The sequence below is a fragment of the Pseudacidovorax sp. NFM-22 genome (genome assembly GCF_021401245.1).
GTDB lineage: Bacteria > Pseudomonadota > Gammaproteobacteria > Burkholderiales > Burkholderiaceae_C > Xenophilus.
Genome location: NZ_JACBFY010000003.1, coordinates 98,976 through 118,799 on the forward strand (window position 1 = coordinate 98,976; position 19,824 = coordinate 118,799).

Below are 19,824 nucleotides of genomic sequence, written 5' to 3' on the forward strand. Positions count from 1 at the left end.
GCTCAGCCGCGGGCGTTGCCCAGGCAGGCACGCGCCGCGGCGCTGGCCGTCATCTGCGTGCGGTACCACTCGTGGAAGTGCTGCATGCCGTCTTCCATAGGGCTCTGGTAGGGGCCGACCTCGTTGTCGCCGCGCTGGAAGAGGGCGAGGCGCCCGGCGTCCATGCGCTCGCCGATCTCGTCGTCCTCGATGCAGGTCTCCATGTAGGCGGCCTGCTGCGCCTCGACGAACTCGCGCTCGAAGTGGGCGATTTCCTCGGGGTAGTAGAACTCGACCACGTTCATGGTCTTGTGCGGCCCCATGGGATGCAGCGTCGACACGGTCAGCACATGCGGGTACCACTCCACCATGATGTGGGGGTAGTAGGTCAGCCAGATGGCGCCGAACTCGGGCGGGCGGCCACTGCGGTAGCGCAGCAGCTCGTCATGCCAGCGCTCGTACACCGGGCTGCCGGCCCGGCCGAGGCGGTTGGCCACGCCCACGGTCTGCACCGAGTACTGCGGCTTGAACTCCCAGCGCAGGTCGTCGCAGGTCACGAAGTTGCCCAGGCCTGGATGGAAAGGACCGACGTGGTAGTCCTCCAGGTAGACCTCGATGAAGGTCTTCCAGTTGTAGTTGCACTCGTGCATCTCGACGCGGTCGAGCACGTAGCCGTCGAAGTTCAGGTGGGCGCGCGGGCCCATGCCGGCCAGGTCGGCCTCGATGTCGCGGCCGTTGTCCTCGAACAGCAGGCCGTTCCATTCGCGCAGGCCATAGGTGTGCAGGTTGAGGCACGGGTCCTGGGCGAAATGCGGTGCGCCCAGCAGCGTGCCGGTGGGCGAGGGGCCGGCGGCGTTGTAGGTCCAGCGGTGCAGCGGGCAGACGATGTGGCCTCCGCTCTGGCGCGGCAGCTCGCCCTTGCCGCGCAGGATCACGGCCTGGCGGTGGCGGCAGACGTTGGAGATGAGCTCGACGCCACGCGGCGTGTGCACCAGCGCGCGGCCTTCGCCTTCCTGCGGCAGCGTGTGGTAGCTGCCGGCCTCGGGCACCCACAGCTTGTGGCCCACATAGCGTGGGCCCTGCTTGAAGAGTGTTTCCATTTCGCTCGCATAGAGCGCCTCGTCGAAGTAGCTGGAGACCGGAAGTTGGCTCGAAGCCTGCTGCAGTCGAAGACTTAAATCAGACATGGGTGACCTGACCAAGCTCCCCACAGGGAGGTAACGCGAAGTGGAAACCCCTGTTTTCTCTGACCCGGAAGGGGTGGCCTCCTGGAGGAATGGGCAGAAAAAATGAAGCCGGCTGGCGCCGGCGCAGGGAATGAGCCGGAATTGTACCCCGGTTTTATCCCGTGCCATGACCGTGGGCGACGAAGGCGCCGGTCCCGCCGATGGCCGACAGGCGCCTCGGACGGCGCCTCCTAGAATCGCGCGTTTCACCTTCCGACAACCTTCCGAATGCCCAAGGCCGCCCCCGCAGCCGCGCCTGCGCCCGACACCGCCGATCTGCCCGCCAGCTACGAGGCAGGTCTGCAGGAACTGGAGCAACTGGTGGCCGCGCTCGAATCGGGCCAGCTTCCTCTCGACCAACTGCTCGCCGGCTACCAGCGCGGCGCCCGCCTGCTGGCCTTCTGCCGCGAGCGCCTGCAGGCCGTCGAGGAGCAGATCAAGGTGCTGGACGCCGGCAACCTCAAGCCATGGACGGGCGCCTGATGGCCACGGCTGCCTGGACGCCGGCCGAACTCTCGGCCTGGATGCGCCCGCAGTTGGCGCGTGTGGAAGCTGCGCTCGAGCAATGGGTGGGCGCCGGTGCGCCGGCTTCGCTGGCTGAGCCCATGCGCTATGCGGTGCTCGATGGCGGCAAGCGCCTGCGCCCGCTGCTGGTGCTGGCCGCCGCGCGGGCGGCTGGATCGGGCAGCGCGCCCGCCTGGCTGGACGACGCGGCCCTGCGCGCCGCCTGTGGCGTCGAGCTGATCCATGCCTATTCCCTCGTGCACGACGACATGCCCTGCATGGACAACGACGTGCTGCGCCGGGGCAAGCCGACGGTGCACGTGCGCTTCGGCGAAGCGGGCGCGCTGCTGGCGGGAGACGCGCTGCAGGCCCAGGCCTTCGAACTGATCGCGCCGCCGGACGGCACCGCCGTGGCGCTGCCTGCGCAGGTGCAGGCCCGCCTCGTCGCGTTGCTGGCGCGTGGCGCCGGTGCCTGCGGCATGGCCGGCGGCCAGGCCATCGACCTGGCCAGTGTCGGCCGGCGGCTGGACGAGGCGCAGTTGCGCGAGATGCACCGCCTCAAGACCGGTGCCCTGCTGCAGGCCAGCGTCGAGATGGGCGCCGCCTGCGCTGGCGAACTGCCCGCCGTCGCCACCGACGGCCTGCGCGCCTTCGGCGCGGCCATCGGCCTGGCCTTCCAGGTGGTGGACGACGTGCTCGACGTCACCGCCGATTCCGCCACCCTGGGCAAGACGGCCGGCAAGGATGCCGCCGCCGACAAGCCCACCTACGTCGCCTTGCTGGGCCTGGACGGCGCCCGCGCCGAAGCCGACCGCCTGCTGGCCCAGGCGCTGGCCGCGCTCGATGCCAGCGGCCTGGCCGACACCGCCGCCCTGGCCGCCCTGGCCCGAATGGTCGTTGCGCGCGACCGGTAGCCTTTTTCGAACATCGCCCCATGGCACCTCTTCTCCCCACGATCCACGATCCCGCCGACCTGCGTCGCCTGCCGCGCGAGCAGCTGCGCCAGCTGGCCGACGAGGTGCGGGCCTGCGTGCTCGACAACGTGTCGCGCACCGGCGGCCATCTCAGCTCCAACCTCGGCACGGTGGAGCTCACGGTGGCGCTGCACTATGTCTTCGACACGCCCGAGGACCGCATCGTGTGGGACGTGGGTCACCAGACCTATCCGCACAAGATCCTTACCGGCCGGCGCGAGCGCATGCCCACGCTGCGCCAACAGGGCGGCATCTCCGGCTTTCCGCAGCGCACCGAAAGCGCCTACGACACCTTCGGCACGGCCCATTCCTCGACCAGCATCTCCGCCGCCCTGGGCATGGCCCTGGCCGCGCACCAGAAGGGCGAGACGCGCCATGCCATCGCCGTGATCGGCGACGGCGCGATGACCGCCGGCATGGCCTTCGAGGCGCTGAACAACGCGGGCGTGTACGACGACGCGCGGCTGCTGGTGATCCTCAACGACAACGACATGTCGATCAGTCCGCCGGTGGGTGCGCTCAACCGCTACCTGGCGCAGCTGATGAGCGGGCAGTTCTACGCGGCGGCCAAGGAGGTCGGCAAGAGCGTGCTCAAGGCGGCGCCACCGCTGTTCCAGCTCGCCAAGCGGCTGGAGGAGCAGGCCAAGGGCATGGTGGTGCCGGCCACGCTGTTCGAGAAGTTCGGCTTCAACTACATCGGGCCCATCGACGGCCACGACCTCGACTCGCTGATCCCCACGCTGGAGAACCTCAAGCAGCTCAAGGGTCCGCAGTTCCTGCATGTGGTCACGCGCAAGGGCCAGGGCTACAAGCTGGCCGAGGCCGATCCTGTGGCCTATCACGGGCCCGGCAAGTTCGACCCGTCCATCGGCCTGGTCAAGCCCGCTGCCGCGCCGAAGAAGACCTTCACCCAGGTCTTCGGCCAGTGGCTGTGCGACATGGCGGCCAAGGACGGCCGGCTGGTGGGCATCACGCCCGCCATGCGCGAGGGCTCGGGCCTGGTGGAGTTCGAGCAGAAGTTCCCCGATCGGTACTACGACGTGGGCATCGCCGAGCAGCACGCCGTGACCTTCGCGGCCGGCCTGGCCTGCGAGGGCCTGAAGCCGGTGGTCGCCATCTACTCGACCTTCCTGCAGCGCGCCTACGACCAGCTGATCCACGACGTGGCGATCCAGAACCTGCCGGTGGTCTTTGCGCTGGACCGCGCGGGCCTGGTGGGGGCGGATGGCGCCACGCACGCGGGGGCGTACGACATCCCTTTCCTGCGCTGCGTGCCCAACATGGCCGTGGCCTGCCCGGCCGACGAGGCCGAATGCCGGCAGTTGCTGTCCACAGCTTTTGCGCAGAACCATCCGGTGGCGGTGCGCTATCCGCGCGGCGCGGGCGTGGGCACCGTGCCTGCGTTGTCGCTCGATGCCCTCCCTTATGGCAAGGGAGAGGTGCGGCGCCAGGGCCATCGCATCGCCATCCTCGCTTTCGGCACGCTGCTGTACCCGGCGCTGGAGGCCGGCCAGGCGCTGGACGCCACGGTGGTCAACATGCGCTGGGCCAAGCCCCTGGACGAGGCGTTGCTGCGCGAGGTGGCCGAGGGCCACGAGGCGCTGGTGACGATCGAAGAGGGGGCCATCATGGGCGGTGCGGGCAGCGCCGTGCTCGAGGCCTTGCAGGCCGCGGGCATCCAGCGTCCGGTGCTGCAACTGGGCCTGCCCGACCGCTTCATCGAGCATGGCGACCCGGGCCGCCTGTTGGCCGGGCTGGGGCTGGATGCCGCGGGCATCCGCAGTGCCGTCGAGGCGCGCTTCGGCACGGCCTGACCCGCGCGCTGCGTGGGCGCGTTCCGGGCACCGCAAGGGGAAACCCCACGGGGCCGCCGGGTGCATCTTTTTAGAATCGGTCCTCTTCAGAGTCGACAACGCGGCCACGGGCCGCGTTCGTATTTCAGCTGTTCAACGGAGTCAAGCTCATGGATCGTCGTTCCATCATCAAAAATGCCGGCCTCGCTGGTGTCCTGGCCGCCGGTGTGGCGCCAGCGGTGCACGCGCAGGCCGCAGTGCGCTGGCGCCTCGCATCGAGCTTCCCTCGTTCGCTCGACACCATCTTCGGCAGCGCCGAAATGCTGTCCAAGACGATCAAGGCCATGTCGGGTGGCAAGTTCGAGATCACCGTGCACCCCGCCGGTGAACTGATGCCGGCCTTCGGCGTCGTCGATGCGCTGCAAGGCGACACCATCGAGATGGCCCAGTCCGCCGCCTATTACTTCACCGGCAAGGACCCGGTCTTCGCCTTCAGCTGCGCCGTGCCCTTCGGCCTGACCGCGCGCCAGAACACCGCGTGGAAGGACTACGGCGGTGGCCGCAAGCTGCTCGACGACTTCTTCGCCAAGTACAACTTCCGCACCGCCAGCGCCGGCAACACCGGCACGCAGATGGGCGGCTGGTACCGCAAGGAAATCAAGACCGTCGAGGACCTCAAGGGTCTGAAGATGCGCATGGGCGGCGGCGTGTTCGGCGAGGCGATGCAGAAGCTCGGCGTGGTGCCGCAGAACATGCCGGCTGGCGACGTCTACCAGGCCCTCGAGAAGGGCACGCTGGATGCGGCCGAATTCGTCGGCCCCTACGACGATGCCAAGCTGGGCTTCAACAAGGTCGCGCCCTACTACTACTACCCCGGCTGGTGGGAAGGCGGCGCCGACCTGGAGTTCTTCATCAACGTGAAGAAATTCAATGCGCTGTCCGACGAGAACAAGGCGATCCTGAACGCCGCGATGGCCGTGGCCGCCACCGACATGACCGCCAAGTACGACGCCTACAACCCCATCGCGCTGAAGAAGCTGGTGGCCGAGAAGACCCAGCTGAAGGCCTTCCCCAAGGCCGTGATGGATGCGGGCTTCAAGTCGTCGATGGAAGTCTTCGCCGACCACGAAGCCAAGTCGCCCGAGTTCAAGGCCATTCATCAGAGCATGCGCGCCTTCCAGCGCGACCAGATCCTGTGGAACCGCTTCTCGGAGTACCCGTTCAACCAGTACATGAACGGCGTCAAGATCTGACGACGGTGCGGGCGCCGGGCCTGCCGGATGGCGGGCTCGACGACGCGATGCACACACAAGAAAGCCGCGCAGTGCGCGGCTTTTTTGCGTCTGTCGTCATGGCCCGCGGTGATGACCGCGAGCCCCGCGCCGACGTCGCTCGAGGCGCGGCGTCCGGCGCAGGCGCCCGCACTGGACGTGGGCGGGCAGGCGGCGGCTAGTTGGAAGGCTGCGCCCGCTTGAGCGCCTCTTCCATCGCCTTGACCGGATCGTCCGGGGTGGACGCCGGCGCGTCCGCGTCGGGTGCGGGGGGTGCCGCCTCCGGGGAAGCCGGTGCCGCGGGCGCCGGATCACCGCCGGGCGCGGGCGTGCCGCCGTAGGGCTCTTCGCCGCTGCCGTAGCCGGCATCCGGCGAGGCCCCGCCGCCTTCGGGCTGCAGGCTCTCGCGCATCTGGTCGCCGATGCTCTTCAGGTCGTAGCTCTGCACCTTGTCCAGGCTGCCCGTGACCAGGTTGGGGAACGAGATCATCACGCCGACCATCACCAGCTGGATCAGCACGAAGGGAATGGCGCCCTTGTAGATCTGCATGGTCGTGACGGGCTGCATCACCGTGCGGGTCACGCGGTCCACGTACGGCTTGTCCGGCGCCACCGAGCGCAGGAAGAACAGCGCGAAGCCGAAGGGCGGGTGCATGAAGGAGGTCTGCATGTTCATCGCCAGCAGCACGCCGAACCAGATCAGGTCGATGCCCAGCTTGTCGGCCACGGGCGCCAGCAGCGGCACCACGATGAACGACAGCTCGAAGTAGTCGAGGAAGAAGGCCAGGAAGAAGATCAGCAGGTTCACAGCGACCAGGAAGCCCACCTGGCCACCGGGCAGGCTGGCCAGCAGGTGCTCGACCCAGATCGGTCCGTCCGCCGCCTGGAAGACCAGGCTGAAGATGGTGGCGCCGATCAGGATGAACATGACGAAGCTGCCGAGCTTGGTGGTGGCGGTCAGCGCCTGCTTGAGCAGCGTCATGTCCAGCCGCCCGCGCGCCCAGCCCATGATGAGCGCGCCGATGGCGCCCATCGCCCCGCCTTCGGTCGGCGTGGCAATGCCCAGGAAGATCGTGCCGAGCACCAGGAAGATCAGCAGCAGCGGCGGGATGAGCACGAAGGTCACGCGCTCGGCCAGCCTGGACAGCAGCCCCAGCCGCAGGTACTTGTTGAGCAGGGCGATCACCAGCGCGACGAAGGTGCCGCCGCACATCGCCACGACCACCTTTTCGTCCGTGGCGACCGAGGTCACCGTCTGGCCGCTCCACCAGCTGTGCACATCGGTCAGGTGGCGTGCGACCAGCATCGACACGATGAAGGAGATGACCATGAGCACCAGCAGCGAGCGATAGCCGCCGCTGCCGTCGGGCTCGCGGTAGATGCGGGCCTCGGCGGGCAGCGCCGGCACGCTGGCGGGCCGGAAGATGGCCAGGAAGGCCACGTACAGCACATAGCAGCCCACCAGCATGAAGGCCGGGACGAAGGCGCCCTTGTACATGTCGCCCACGCTCTTGCCGAGCTGGTCGGCCATGATGATCAGCACCAGCGAGGGCGGAAGGATCTGGGCCAGCGTGCCCGATGCCGCGATCACCCCGCTGCTGAAGCGGCGGTCATAGCCGTAGCGCAGCATGATGGGCAGCGAGATCAGGCCCATGGAGATGACCGAGGCGGCCACCACGCCGGTGGTGGCGGCCAGCAGCGCGCCGACGAAGACCACGGCCAGCGCCAGGCCCCCGCGCATGGGGCCGAACACCTGACCGACGGTGTCGAGCAGGTCCTCCGCCATGCCGCTGCGCTCCAGGATGAGCCCCATCAGCGTGAAGAAGGGCACCGCGAGCAGCGTGTCGTTGGCCATGATGCCGATCAGGCGCTGCGGCAGCCAGGCCATCACCGAGGACTGGAACACACCCAGTTCGATGCCGATGATGCCGAAGGTCAGCCCGCAGGCGCCAAGGCTGAAGGCCACCGGGAATCCCAGCAGCAGGAAGCAGATGAGCCCCGCGAACATGATCGGGGCGAAGTTGGCGGTGATGAACTCCACGTCGGTTACTCCCGTCCGGTTCAGCGGGTCTGCGGCGCCGTGGCAGCCGCTGTGTTGCCTTGGGCGTCGGCTTCGGCGCGCTGGCGCAGCACCTCGGCCAGTTCTTCCTCGGCGGTCTTCTCGCCGGGCTTGACGGTCGGGTCAGGGCCATCGCCGGTGAGGAAGGCGATGCGCTTGATCAGCTCGGACCAGCCCTGCAGCAGCAGCAGGGTGAAGCCGATCGGCAGCGCCAGCCACACCGGCCAGCGGATCAGTCCGCCGGGGTTGCCCGACATTTCGCCCGAGGCGAACTTCTGCATCGTCATGGGCACCGTGTAGTACAGCACCAGCAGGCACACCGGCGTGAGGAAGAGCGCGAAGCCGACGATGTCGATCCAGATCTGCGCCTTCTTGGGCAGGCGGCTGTTGAGCACATCGATGCGCACATGCTCGCGGTTGAGCAGCGTGAAGCCCGCAGCCACCAGGAAGGACCAGGCGAAGAGGTACCACTGCACCTCGAGGAAGGCATTGGAACTGGTGTTGAAGATGTAGCGCACCAGCGCGTTGAGCGCACTGATGGCGGTCGACGCCATGATCAGCCAGATCACCACCTTGCCCACTTGTGCATTGAGCCAGTCGATGGTGCGCGAGAGCCTCAGCAAGCCTTGCATGTCTACTCCATTTTTGAATTGGGCCTCTCAGATACGAACACACCCGGCACGCTGGCGTTGTGGGCCGCGAGCCGGGTGCGAAAGGCGGGCGGATTCTAAGGGGCCGCGTCGCGTCGACCATGAGGCGAACCCCCAGCCAGCGCGGGCCTTCAGCAGCGCCCGTCAGCGCGTTCTGGACCGCGGGCTGCGCGGTCTTCGCAGGGTCGGTTTCGGTCGTGCCGCGCGGTGCGGATGCGCAAGGACTCAGCGCTCGGTCGGGCCGCGTCCCACCATCGCTCGGATGCGCTCGATGAGTTCCTCGATGGCGAAGGGCTTGGCGATCATGTCCATGCCGGGCGCGAGGAACTCCGACCGGATCGCGGCACGCGCCGCATAGCCGGTCATGAACAGCACCTGCAGGCCCGGCCGCTGCTGGCGGGCGATCTCCGCCACCTGCCGCCCGTTGAGGCCCGGCAGGCCGACATCGCTCACCAGCAGGTCGATGCGGCGGTTCGACTGCAGGATGGGCAGCGCCGATGGGCCGTCGGCGGCCTCCAGCGTCTGGTAGCCCAGATCGACCAGCACCTCGCGAACCAGCAGGCGCACGCCCGGGTCGTCCTCCACCAGCAGCACGACCTCGCCCTCGGTCGCCAGCGGCCTGCCTGCATCGCGGCTCGCCTCCGGCTGCTCGCCGGGCGGCTCGTTGGAGCAGGGCAGGTACAGGTCCACGCGGGTGCCCTGGTCGGGCACGCTGTCGATGCGCACATGGCCGCCCGACTGCTGGGCGAAGCCATAGACCATCGACAGCCCGAGCCCGGTGCCCTGGCCGATGGGCTTGGTGGTGAAGAAGGGGTCGAAGGCCTTGGCCAGCACGTCGCGCGGCATGCCGCTGCCAGTGTCGGCCACAGTGATGCGGACATAGTGGCCAGGGCGCAGCGGCTCCACTTCGCCGTCCTTCACCGTCAGGTGCGTGGTGGCGATGCGCAGCAGGCCGCCCGAGGGCATGGCGTCGCGTGCGTTGATGGCCAGGTTGAGGATGGCGCTCTCCAGCTGGCTTTCGTCGCCGACGGCGGTGCAGGCCTGCGTGTCCAGCGCCACGTCCAGGCGCACATGCTCGCCCAGCGTGCGGCGCAGCATCTCCTCCATGGAGCGCACCAGATGGTTGACGTCCAGCGGCTTCGGATCGAGCGACTGGCGGCGCGAGAAGGCCAGCAGCCGCTGCACCAGCGAGGCGGCGCGGTGAGCCGATTGCGTGGCGCTGTCCATGAAGCGCTCCAGCCCGTCGGTCTGGCCCTTGGCCACGCGCCGCCGCATCACCTCGATGGCGCCGGTGATGCCCTGGAGCATGTTGTTGAAGTCGTGCGCGATGCCGCCGGTGAGCTGGCCGATGGCCTCCATCTTCTGGCTGTGGCGCAGCCTTGCCTCGGACTCGCGCAGCGCCGTCACGTCGCGGCCGACCGCATGCAGATAGGGCGCGTCGGGCACGGCCGTCCACGACAGCGTGCGGTAGCTGCCGTCGCGGTGGCGCATCCGGCCTTCGTAGCGCAGCGTGGGGATGCCCTGCGCCAGCCGCTCGAACTCGCGCTCGGCAGCGGCCAGGTCCTCGGGATGCGAATAGTCCAGCAGCTGGCCACCCAGCAGTTCCTCCTCGCGCCAGCCGAGGATGGCGTACCAGGCCGGGTTGACGTGCAGGATGCGACCGCCCAGGTCTGCGATCACCATCACGTCGGTGGACAGCTGCCACAGCCGGTCGCGGTCGCGCGTGCGTTCCTCCACCCGCTGCGCCAGGGTGGAGTTCATGGCCTCCAGTTGCGCCTGCGCGGCCTTCTGGTCCTCGATGTCGGTGGTGGTCCCGATCCAGCGCACGCTGCCGTCGCCGCCCTGCACGGGCTGCGCGCGCACCAGTTGCCAGCGCCAGCGGCCGTCGTAGCGGCGCAGGCGAAGCTCGGTACTGTAGGACGTCAGACCGGTGCAGGCACGGGCCCAGGCGGCACGCATCGAGGCGTGGTCCTCGGGGTGCAGGGTCGCCAGCCATCGGTGGCCAAGAAGCTCGTCCGGGCGGGCGCCGGTGTAGTCGAGCACCTGCTGGTTGACCCAGTCCAGCGCGCCGTCGGGCCCCGCCGTCCACACCTGGTTGGGCACGGCCTGGGCGAGGGCGCGAAAGCGCGCCTCGCTTTCGCGCAGGGTGGCCTGGGCCAGGTGGCGCACGGTCACGTCCTGCACCACGCCGCGCATGAGCAAGGGCGTGCCGGTGCTGTCGCGCACGATCTCGGCGCGGCGCCAGATCCAGCGCAGCCGGCCGTCGTCGGCGCGGCGGATGCGGTACTCGACATCGAGCGGGGCGCTGCCGTCGCTGCGGCTGCGGGTGTCGGACATGCCCTCCGCCTCGCCGGGCACCTTCAGGCTCTCCAGCACCGAGGAGGGCACGGGCGCGGCATGGGCGGGCAGCCCGAAGGCGCGGTAGAAGCCGGGCGATGCAGTGACGGTGTCGCCCGGGATGTCGAGCACGAACACGCCCACGCCGCCGGCCGCCTGGGCCAGCCGCCATTGCTCTTCCATCTCGCGCAGGTGGGCCTCGCTGGCGGCCAGGCGGCGCGTGGCGTTCACGCGGGCGGTGGTCTCCTTGACGATGCACAGCACCCCGCAGATGCGGCCGTCATGCTCGCGCACGGGCGAGTAGGAGATGTCGAAGAACACGTCTTCCATCTGCCCGTGGCGGTTGATGCGGAAGGGCCGGTCCTGGGCGGCCACCGTCTCGCCGAAGTGCAGCACGCGGTCCAGCAGCGGCTGCAGGTCGTCCCAGAGTTCGCTCCAGTGCTCCCGCGCGGGCCGGCCGAAGGCGGCGGGATGCTTGTTGCCGATGGTGGGCGCGTAGGTGTCGTTGTAGAAGGCGACGTAGTCCTGGCCCCAGAAGAGCACGATCTCCGCCTGCGACGGCATCATCATGTCGATGAGCATGCGCAGCGTCGGCGGCCATTGCTCGGGCGGCCCCAAGGGGCAGCGGTCATGGTTCAGCGCGCGCGCAAGGGCGGCGCATTCGCCTCGGACGAAGGGCCAGTGGGTGGGGACGGATGCGGCACGCATAGGTCGCGGAAGTGCGGCCGGATTATGGTGGCGCCGCCGGTGTGCCGATGTCAGCGGATCACGCGTCGTGGGCCGTCCCGGCCTGGCGGCTGCGCATGCGGTCGATCCACTGGGTCAGGCTGAAGTGGGCGCCTGTGCCGGCGTCCCGGGCGATGCGGATGCGGCCGATCGACAACGTGCGCAGGTCCTCGCGCTCCGTGCCGCGCGCGATGATGACCTGGCGGTACAGGTCCAGTCGTTCGACCGTGATCACCCGGTCCGAGGCCTGGCCATAGATGTCCGTGTACTGAATGCGCAGCGTCGGATGCGGGTTGTCGTACAGCGCGGTGTTCGCCACCGGCTGGGCCGCCGCGGGCGACGGCACGGGGGCACGGGCAACGGGCCCGGTGCTGCGGCCTTGCAGCGGCATGGCGAGGGTGCCCGAGCGCGAGCGGGCCGTGTCGATGCGGTGGTGGCGCTGCCGCCAGGCGCGCGATCCATCCCACAGGCGCCAGGCCAGGGCTGCCAGCCCCATGACCACGGCCGATGCCAGCATCCAGTGTTCCCAGCGGCCGAAGCTCAGCGGTTGCATGGCGTCCTCCCTATGCGGATGGCACCGCCACCCCGCGCCAGGGGCTGCAGGCGCAGCGCCCCCGGAATGGGGCGGGCCGGATGCCTCGGACGATTCTAGGAAGGCGCAGGCCTTTCCGGCCAGCGGGTGCGCTCAGCGCTGCGGCATGTCCTTGGACGAATAGCCCAGGCTGACGGTGGCGTCCTCGGGAATGGGCGGCATGGTGGCGTTCCAGTCCTCCCACTGCTGGCGCATGGCGGCCAGGCGGGCGGGCTCGCGCGGCGCCAGGTTGGCCCGCTCTCGCTCGTCGGCCGGGATGTCGAACAGGTAGTCGTGGCCATCCACGCGCAGGTACTTCCAGCGGCCGTCGCGCAGGGCGCGCTGGCCGCGGTGGTTCATGCGCCAGTGCAGCGGGCGCGCGAAGGTGGCGGCCGGGTCGCGCAGCACGGGCATGAGCGAGACGCCATCCAGCGGGTACTCGGGGTCTGCGGCGACGCCGGCGGCGTCGAGCATGGTGGCCGACCAGTCCATGGTCATGCACAGCTGCTCGCTGCGGCCGCCGGGGGCGATGGCGGCCGGCCAGTGGGCGATCCACGGCACGCGGATGCCGCCTTCGGTCAGGTCCATCTTGCCGCCGACCAGCGGCCAGTTGTCCGAGAAGCGCTCGCCGCCGTTGTCGCTGGTGAAGACGAGCAGCGTGTTGTCCAGCTGGCCGGTGCGGCGCAGGGCCTCCACGATCCAGCCGATGCCTTCGTCCATGTGATGGATCATGCGGCGGTAGACGTGGATGTTGCCGCCGGCCAGATCGAACAGGTTGTCCTTGACGGCGGGGGCGCGGCCGGCGTCCTCGCGCGTCTCCCAGGGCCAGTGTGGCGCGGTGTAGTGCAGGCTCAGGAAGAAGGGCGCCTCGCCGGTGGCCATGCGCTCGACGTAGTCCACGGCGCGGTGGGAGAACAGGTCGGTGAGGTAGCCCTCGTCGTGCTTCTCTTCCTCGCCGAAGAACAGGTCGTGCGTGCCGCGGCTGTCGCAGTGGGTGAAGTAGTCCACCCCGCCCGACAGCGGCCCGAAGAACTCCTCGTAGCCCGAGCGCAGCGGCCCGAAGGCGGGCGGATAGCCCAGGTGCCACTTGCCGATCAGGGCGGTGCGGTAGCCGGCGTCCTTGAGCAGCGAGGGCAGGGTGGGGTGCGAGGGCGGCATGCCCAGCGTGCTGCTGCCGCGGCTCTTGCTGTTGATCGGCTCCTCGGCCGCGCCGCGCAACCGGTACTGGTAGCGGCCGGTGATCATGCCGAAGCGGGTGGGCGAGCACACGGGCGAGTTGGCGTAGCCCTGGGTCAGCAGCAGGCCGTCCGCAGCCAGCTGGTCCAGCACGGGCGAGACCTTGCCGAAGGGTGCGTCGCGCCCGCCGTAGCAGCCGAGGTCGGCGTAGCCCAGGTCGTCGGCGACGATGAAGATGATGTTGGGGCGGCCGGCCCCGGCGGTGGTGGTGGCGTTCATGGCTGGTAGCCCGAGGTCTTGACGACAGGTGCCCACTGGGCGCGGAAGGCCTTGAGCATCGCCTCGGTCTCGGCGCGGGTGCTGACCACCGGCTGCATCCTGGCGTCGGTGAACTTGCGCTGGGTGTCGGGTTCCTGCATCACGTCGTGGATCTCGCGTGCCAGTCGGTCGGCCTTGTCGCGCGGCATGGAGGCCGGGGCGAAGAAGGCGTTCCAGCCCAGGGCCGTGATGTCCAGGCCGGCTTCCTTGAAGGTGGGCACGTCGGGCGCGAAGGCCGAGCGCTTGGCGCTCGAGACCGCCAGGATGCGCACCTTGCCCGATTCATGCTGCGGCAGCAGCACGTCGAAGGTGTCGACGGCGATGGGGATCTGGCCGCCGATCAGGTCGGTCATCACCGTGGAAGAGCCGCGGTAGCCCACCACCTCGGTCTTGACCTGGGCCTTCTGGCCCAGCATGAGCGCGAAGAAGTGCGGCAGGCTGCCGGTGGCCGGCACGCCCACGTTGGCCTTCTCGGGGTTGGCCTTCATCCAGGCCAGCAGGTGCGACAGCTGCTTGACCGGCACCGCGCTGCCCACCACCAGGCCGAACTCGTAGTTGTTGACGTTGGACAGCGGCTGGAAGTCGCGTTCCGGGTCGTAGCCGTTGTCCTTGAAGACCAGCGGCGCCACCACCATGACGGCCGGGTTGGCCACCATGATCACGTTCTGGCCGGCGGGCGTGTTCCTGACCTGCTGGGCGGCCAGGCGGCCACCCGCGCCCGCCTTGTTGTCCACCACCACGGGCACGCCCAGCTTGGCGGTGAGGCGGTCGGCCACGATGCGGGCGACGCGATCGGTGGCGCCGCCGGGGGCGTAGCCGACGACGATGCGCAGGGGGCCGTCGAGTGCCGGCTGCGCGGAGGCTGTGCCTGCCAGGGCGGCAAGGGCCAGGGCCGCGGCGAAGCGGTGGAATGTTCTGCGTGGACTCATGGGTGACTACCGGATCGCTCGAAATGAAGTTCGCGCGACTGTAGGGCCGCCACAATCGATGGATCAGATCCATCATCCCTCGGATTTACCCCATGACCCGCCGTCCCGACGCGGCCTCCGCCCGTCCTGCCTCCCTCGATCCGCTGCTGCTGTATCGCATGTCGCGCGTGATCGCAGTGGCGGGCAGCATGGTGCTGCGGCTGTGCGAGGGGCGCTTCGGCATCACCCGGCGCGAATGGCGCTTGATCGCCACGCTGGCGGGCAAGGGGCCCATGGGCTCGTCAGAGCTGGCGCAGCAGACGCAGCTGGACCGGGTGCGCACCTCGCGCGCGCTCGGTTCGCTGGTCGACAAGGGGCTGGTGCTGCGGCAACAGGCCAGTGGGGACCGGCGGCATGTGGCCGTCGCGCTCAGCGAGCGGGGGCAGCTCATCTACGACGACCTCTATCCGCTGGTGACGGATCTCAATCAGCATCTGCTGCAGGCGCTGGGGGACGGGCAGCAGCCCTTCCTCGACGGGCTGGACCGCCTGGAGGCCCGGGCACTTGAACTGGCCTCGCAGGCCGAGCTCCCCAAGGCCCCGCGCGGCCGCCGAAGCGGCTGACAGACGCGCGCCACGGCGCGCCTGCGCACAGGGCGCGCGCAGGGTCAGACCGGCCCCGGCTGCGCCAGAGGCCGAGCGCCGAGGTCCTCGCCCATGCGTTCGCGCGGCGCGCCGCCCACCTCGCCTTCGATCCGCATGCGCGGCAGGAACTGCGGGTACTCGCGCTGCATGAAGTCGATCACGCCTTCGCGCACCCGGCAGCGCAGGTCCCAGGCCAGGCCCGAACTGGCGGCGGTGCACAGGATGCGCAGCTGCATCGTGCGCTCGGTGGCGTCGGTCACCACCAGGTTGAAGAAGCGGCCGTCCCACTCGGGCGCGGCCTTGACCACGCGTTCCACCTCGGCGCGCAGCGGCGCCAGCGGCATCCCATAGTCCACGAACAGGAAGACCGAGCCCAGCAGCTGCGAGCTGTTGCGCGTCCAGTTCTGGAAGGGCTTCTCCATGAAGTAGTTCAGCGGAATGATCAGCCGGCGGTCGTCCCAGATGCGCAGCACCACGTAGGTGCCGGTGATCTCTTCCACCCGCCCCCATTCGCCCTCGACGATCAGCACGTCGTCGATGCGGATCGGCTGGGTCAGTGCGATCTGGATACCTGCGATCAGGTTGCTGAACACTGGCTTGGCGGCCAGACCGCCGACGATACCGATCACGCCCGCCGAGGCCAGCAGGCTGGCGCCGACCTGGCGCGCGCCCGGAAAGGTCATCAGCGCCATGGCCGCACCGATGATCACCGCCACCACCATCGCCGTGCGCGAGAGCACGCGCGCCTGGGTCAGGATGCGCCGCGCCGCCATGTTGTCGGCCACATCCACCGGATGGCGGGCAATGATGCCGTCCGCCAGGCCGCCGATGAGGCGGACGATCAGCCAGGTGACCGCCACGATCAGCAGCAGGCCGTTCAGGTGGCGGATGTTGCCGATGAATTCCAGGTCATCCGGCGCGGCCTGCCAGACGGTCTGCAGCGCCATCAGGGGCAGCACGGCGCTGGCGGGCGCACGGGCCGCCTGCACCATGGTATGGACCACCGGCAGCGGCCGCGTCACGCGCAGCAGCACGGCGCGCCCCACGCGGTAGATCGCGAGGGCGATGGCCACCGCCACGACGGCGGCGATCAGGGTGTGGGTCCAGGGCAGGGCGAGGATGGCTTGAAGGTTCATTCGGCATCTCCATGCGGCAGCGCAGGCGGTGGGCCGGCGGCGAGCCGGCGACCGCAGTCAGGCGCTGCGGGGTTGCTGAGAAGGGCCTGCCGGCAGCATGGCGGGGTCGCGCAGGATCTGCGCCACATCCGTCCTGATCTGCATGGCAATGCCCGCGGCGAGGTCGAGCCGGCGCAACAGCCAGGGGCTGATGTCCTGATCGAAGGGGTCCGGCAGGGGCACCGGCCCGGAGGACAGCGAGGCCGCGGGGGCGGCATCCGGCGCATCCGCCGGTTCCGCTCGCTCGGGCGCTCCGGCGGGACGAGGCCCGATCGCCTCGTCGATGCGCCGCGCGGCGCGCTCCAGAGGGCCTTGCACCTGCGACGGTGTCAGCCGGTCGTGCCGCAGCACGAGCATCGACTTCACCGACGACAGCTGCGCCAGCAGCTGGTAGCTGTGAGCCTGCAGACGCTCCAGCGGTTCCAGCGGCGGCTGAACGGCGCGCGGTTCCGACAGCGAACGCTGCGTCGCCTGTACCAGCGCCGAGAGGGCATCGAAGGCCTCCCGCCGCGCCAGCCGCCATTCCAGCTCCGGTGCCGTCTCCAGGGCATGCAGTTGGCCGAGCGACAGGGACAGCCGCGCATGCCGGGCCTGCGCTGCCACCGTCCGCCGCACCAGGGCCGGAATCTGCGTGCGCTCCCAGGATGGCAGCACATAGCAGAAGGCCCACGCCAGCGCGGCGCCGATCAGCGTGTCGGCAATACGCTCCCCCAGCGCAAAGGTGGGCGCGGCGCCCGCATAGAGCTGGTGCGCCTGCACCAGCCCGAGCACGGTGGCCGCCACCGCCGTCAGGGTGTACTTGCGCACCGCGAAGCCGTGGGCGAAGGCCTGGGCTGCCGTCATGGCCAGCAGCAGCTCGACCGGGCCGGGGTGCGTGGCCAGCAGGGCCACGGCGAACAGGCTGCCCACCAGCGTGCCGGCCACGCGCTGATTGCGCCGCTCCAGCGTCTGCGCCAGGCTGCCGCGCAGCACCACCACGATGGTCAGCAGGATCCAGTAGTCGTGTGAGCCCCAGGGCATGAGCACGGCAATGACATAGCCGGTGGCCAGCGCCAGCGCCGCGCGGATGGCATGGCGCAGCGGCGGCGCGTCCCAGCGCCAGAGCGCGAGGAAGGGCCGGATCGACCATTCGGTGGGACTGACGAAGACCTGCCAATGCGCGCGGACGACGGCCAGGTCGGGCGCCTCGTCGCCCCGCGCCAGGCGGGCGAGGCGCACCGTCTCATCGTTCAGATGGGCCAGGCGGTTGGCCAGACCGCGGGCCAGTTGACCGGGCGAGGGGCCGCCAAAGGCCGCGGTCTCGTCGGCGTCCGCAGGGATGGCGGCCAGCGCCTGCCGGCGGTCGGCGATGACCGCGGGCCGGCGCATCTGCAGCAGGGCATCGGCCAAGGCCTCGACGTCGTCGGCCATGGCCTCCAGCGCCTGGCGCATGGCCGCCAGCTGGGCGCCGTGGCGTGGATGGCTGCGCAGCGTCTCCAGGTCGAGTTCGCTGGCCAGCAGGTGGTCGCGCATCTCCAGCACCGTCATCAGCATGCCGGCCAGGCGCTGGCGGTAGGGCGTGCGCGGGGATTCGAAGACCAGGTCGCGCGTGGACTGCAGCTGGTCGGCCAGCGCCGCCTGCGCGCGAAGCATGGCGCCGAGCGCTGGCGCGTCGACCTCGCGCACGTCGCTCGATTCGTCCCGGGCGCGGAACTGCCGCGCCTGCGCACGCATCAGCCCGGCCATCGACAGCAGCAGGTCGGCCATGTACTGCGTGCGGTAGCGGGCGTTGAGCACCAGGTTCATCAGCGTGGCGTAGACCACGTACAGCGCCGAGCCCAGCGCCATGTGCCCCGTGCGGGCCAGTGCCTCGCCCAGGCCGGAAGGGGGCCGTGTCGCCATCGAGAACACCATCGCCAGCATCAGCGCGATGGCGATCGGGATGCCCCGCTTGCCCCAGGCCATGGCCAGGAAGGCGAGGAAGGAGGCGGGCACCAGCAGCAGACCCAGCCGGCCCGGCATGGTGTGCAGCATCTGCACCGCGAAGAAGAGCGGCAGGCTGAGCAGCGCCGCCGGCAGCAGCTGGCGCAGCTTGCCGCGGCGCGGCGCCGCGCGGTCGGGCGGGCTGGCGACGATGACGCCGGTGGCGGCCGAGGCCGCCGCGGCCGCACCCAGCCAGAGATGCACGCCGCCCGAGATCAACAGCAGGCCGAGGGCCACCGACAGCCCGTTCGTGACGTCGTGGCTGAGGGCGGTGCGCAGGCTGCTGCGCACCTGGGGACGGCCGGCCGTACTCAGGCTCACGCGCCCGGATTGCCTTCGTTGGTCTCGGGGGCGCGCTTGACGCGCGTCAGCTTGCGGGGCGCGGCGGGGGCGGGCGCCGGTGCCTCGGCGCCACCTTCGGCCTCGGCCTCTTCGGTGCCCAGGCCCACGGTGGAGCGGGCGTAGATGTCGGCCGAGTCGTCGGCGCCGGCGGCGCGGCGGCTGGGGTCGACCGAGCGGATGCGCTCGGTGGCGGCCAGCTTGTCGTCCACGCCGGCGAACTTGGAGTACTTGCTCAGGATCGGCACCAGCTGGCCGTAGATGCGCGGCGTGCCGGCCAGCAGCTCGCGCTGGTCCAGGAACTCGCCTTCGCCGGTGAAGTTGCTGATCAGGCCGCCCGCCTCGGTCACCAGCAGCGAGCCGGCGGCGGCGTCCCAGATGTTGAGGCCCGTCTCGAAGAAGGCCTCGGTGTAGCCGGCGGCCACATAGGCGAGGTCCAGCGCGGCGGCGCCGGGGCGGCGCAGGCCGGCAGCGCGGGGCATCAGGTCGGCCATGATGGCCAGGTACTGCTTGAAGTTGTCGCCCGTGCGGAAGGGGAAGCCGGTGGAGATCAGGCTTTCGGGCAGGCGGATGCGCTTGGACACGCGGATGCGCCGCTCGTTGAGGTAGGCGCCGCGGCCGCGCGAGGCGGTGAACAGGTCGTTGCGCGTCGGGTCGTAGACCACGGCCTGCTCGATCTTGCCGCGCACCGACAGCGCGATGGACACGCAGTAGACGGGGAAGCCGTGGATGAAGTTGGTGGTGCCGTCCAGCGGATCGATGATCCAGACGTATTCGGAGTCGCGGGCGCCGTGCTCGCTGCCCGACTCCTCGGCCAGGATGCCGTGGCCGGGATAGGCCGTCAGCAGCGTCTCGATGATGATGGCTTCGGCGGCATGGTCCACCTCGGTCACGAAGTCGTTCACCTGCTTCTGCGAGACGCGCACCGCTTCGACGTCGAGCGCGGCGCGGTTGATGATGGCGCCAGCGGCGCGGGCGGCCTTGATGGCCACGTTGAGCATGGGATGCAGGTTGGACGACATGAGTTGTGCGAGGAACGGGGTGCGGGCCCGGCCCGCCAGAGACGCGTCCGGCGATGCGGACGGAAAAGAAGGCGCGCATTTTAGCGGGCAGCGCGTTCGTCGTTCTACAATGAGAACAATTCTCAAAAAGTCTGCCTAGAACGTCTTTGATCGTCAGCCAGACCGGTCGCACCGCCTGACGCGGTGCGCC

Annotated in this window: 15 protein-coding genes; 5 read left to right on the forward strand and 10 right to left on the reverse strand. The window is 69.8% G+C overall.

Features of this window, described 5'->3' with window-relative positions:
* Window positions 1-2 precede the first annotated feature (2 nt).
* Window positions 3-1,166, reverse strand: a complete 1,164-nt coding sequence (locus L0984_RS11370; protein ID WP_043117725.1) for an aromatic ring-hydroxylating oxygenase subunit alpha — start codon at window positions 1,164-1,166, stop codon at window positions 3-5.
* A 267-nt stretch (window positions 1,167-1,433) separates the two neighbouring features.
* On the opposite strand from L0984_RS11370, the gene xseB reads away from it, so the two are divergent.
* From xseB to L0984_RS11390, 4 genes are all read left to right on the forward strand, one after another.
* Window positions 1,434-1,688 (forward strand): exodeoxyribonuclease VII small subunit, encoded by a 255-nt coding sequence (gene xseB, locus L0984_RS11375; protein WP_234193837.1) that lies wholly within the window; start codon window positions 1,434-1,436, stop codon window positions 1,686-1,688.
* On the forward strand, window positions 1,673-2,623 hold the full coding sequence (locus L0984_RS11380; RefSeq protein ID WP_370645944.1) for a polyprenyl synthetase family protein: 951 nt from the start codon (window positions 1,673-1,675) through the stop codon (window positions 2,621-2,623). The genes xseB and L0984_RS11380 overlap by 16 nt, the downstream gene beginning before the upstream one ends.
* A gap of 20 nt (window positions 2,624-2,643) precedes the next feature.
* On the forward strand, window positions 2,644-4,497 hold the full coding sequence (gene dxs / locus L0984_RS11385) for a 1-deoxy-D-xylulose-5-phosphate synthase (RefSeq protein WP_234193838.1): 1,854 nt from the start codon (window positions 2,644-2,646) through the stop codon (window positions 4,495-4,497).
* Window positions 4,498-4,646: 149 nt separating this feature from the next.
* Complete coding sequence (locus L0984_RS11390) at window positions 4,647-5,729, forward strand: TRAP transporter substrate-binding protein (RefSeq protein ID WP_017762306.1); 1,083 nt, start codon at window positions 4,647-4,649, stop codon at window positions 5,727-5,729.
* A gap of 196 nt (window positions 5,730-5,925) precedes the next feature.
* Here the strand turns inward: L0984_RS11390 and L0984_RS11395 are convergent, their stop codons facing one another.
* The 6 genes from L0984_RS11395 to L0984_RS11420 form a co-directional block, all read right to left on the reverse strand.
* On the reverse strand, window positions 5,926-7,788 hold the full coding sequence (locus L0984_RS11395; protein WP_234193839.1) for a TRAP transporter large permease: 1,863 nt from the start codon (window positions 7,786-7,788) through the stop codon (window positions 5,926-5,928).
* Window positions 7,789-7,808: 20 nt separating this feature from the next.
* Window positions 7,809-8,438 (reverse strand): TRAP transporter small permease subunit, encoded by a 630-nt coding sequence (locus tag L0984_RS11400; protein ID WP_234193840.1) that lies wholly within the window; start codon window positions 8,436-8,438, stop codon window positions 7,809-7,811.
* 243 nt (window positions 8,439-8,681) lie between these two features.
* The gene (locus L0984_RS11405; RefSeq protein WP_234193841.1) at window positions 8,682-11,501 is read right to left on the reverse strand and encodes a hybrid sensor histidine kinase/response regulator; all 2,820 of its coding nucleotides are present in this window, start codon (window positions 11,499-11,501) and stop codon (window positions 8,682-8,684) included.
* Between the two features lie 58 nt (window positions 11,502-11,559).
* Entirely contained in the window at window positions 11,560-12,072 is a 513-nt protein-coding gene (locus L0984_RS11410) for a hypothetical protein (RefSeq protein ID WP_234193842.1), read from the reverse strand.
* Window positions 12,073-12,204: 132 nt separating this feature from the next.
* Complete coding sequence (locus L0984_RS11415) at window positions 12,205-13,545, reverse strand: sulfatase family protein (protein WP_234193843.1); 1,341 nt, start codon at window positions 13,543-13,545, stop codon at window positions 12,205-12,207.
* Window positions 13,542-14,513: a Bug family tripartite tricarboxylate transporter substrate binding protein gene (locus tag L0984_RS11420; RefSeq protein WP_234193844.1), complete on the reverse strand. Its 972-nt coding sequence runs from the start codon at window positions 14,511-14,513 to the stop codon at window positions 13,542-13,544. Before L0984_RS11420 ends, L0984_RS11415 begins: the two co-directional genes overlap by 4 nt.
* A gap of 92 nt (window positions 14,514-14,605) precedes the next feature.
* On the opposite strand from L0984_RS11420, the gene L0984_RS11425 reads away from it, so the two are divergent.
* Window positions 14,606-15,115: a MarR family winged helix-turn-helix transcriptional regulator gene (locus L0984_RS11425; protein WP_234193845.1), complete on the forward strand. Its 510-nt coding sequence runs from the start codon at window positions 14,606-14,608 to the stop codon at window positions 15,113-15,115.
* Between the two features lie 44 nt (window positions 15,116-15,159).
* Here L0984_RS11425 and L0984_RS11430 read toward each other — a convergent pair whose 3' ends face one another.
* The 3 genes from L0984_RS11430 to L0984_RS11440 are packed head-to-tail and all read right to left on the reverse strand — an operon-like array spanning window position 15,160 to window position 19,634.
* Window positions 15,160-16,272: a mechanosensitive ion channel family protein gene (locus L0984_RS11430; protein ID WP_234193846.1), complete on the reverse strand. Its 1,113-nt coding sequence runs from the start codon at window positions 16,270-16,272 to the stop codon at window positions 15,160-15,162.
* A 57-nt stretch (window positions 16,273-16,329) separates the two neighbouring features.
* Window positions 16,330-18,594: an FUSC family protein gene (locus tag L0984_RS11435; RefSeq protein WP_234193847.1), complete on the reverse strand. Its 2,265-nt coding sequence runs from the start codon at window positions 18,592-18,594 to the stop codon at window positions 16,330-16,332.
* On the reverse strand, window positions 18,591-19,634 hold the full coding sequence (locus L0984_RS11440) for an inositol monophosphatase family protein (protein WP_234193848.1): 1,044 nt from the start codon (window positions 19,632-19,634) through the stop codon (window positions 18,591-18,593). The genes L0984_RS11435 and L0984_RS11440 overlap by 4 nt, the downstream gene beginning before the upstream one ends.
* Between the last annotated feature and the right edge of the window lie 190 nt (window positions 19,635-19,824).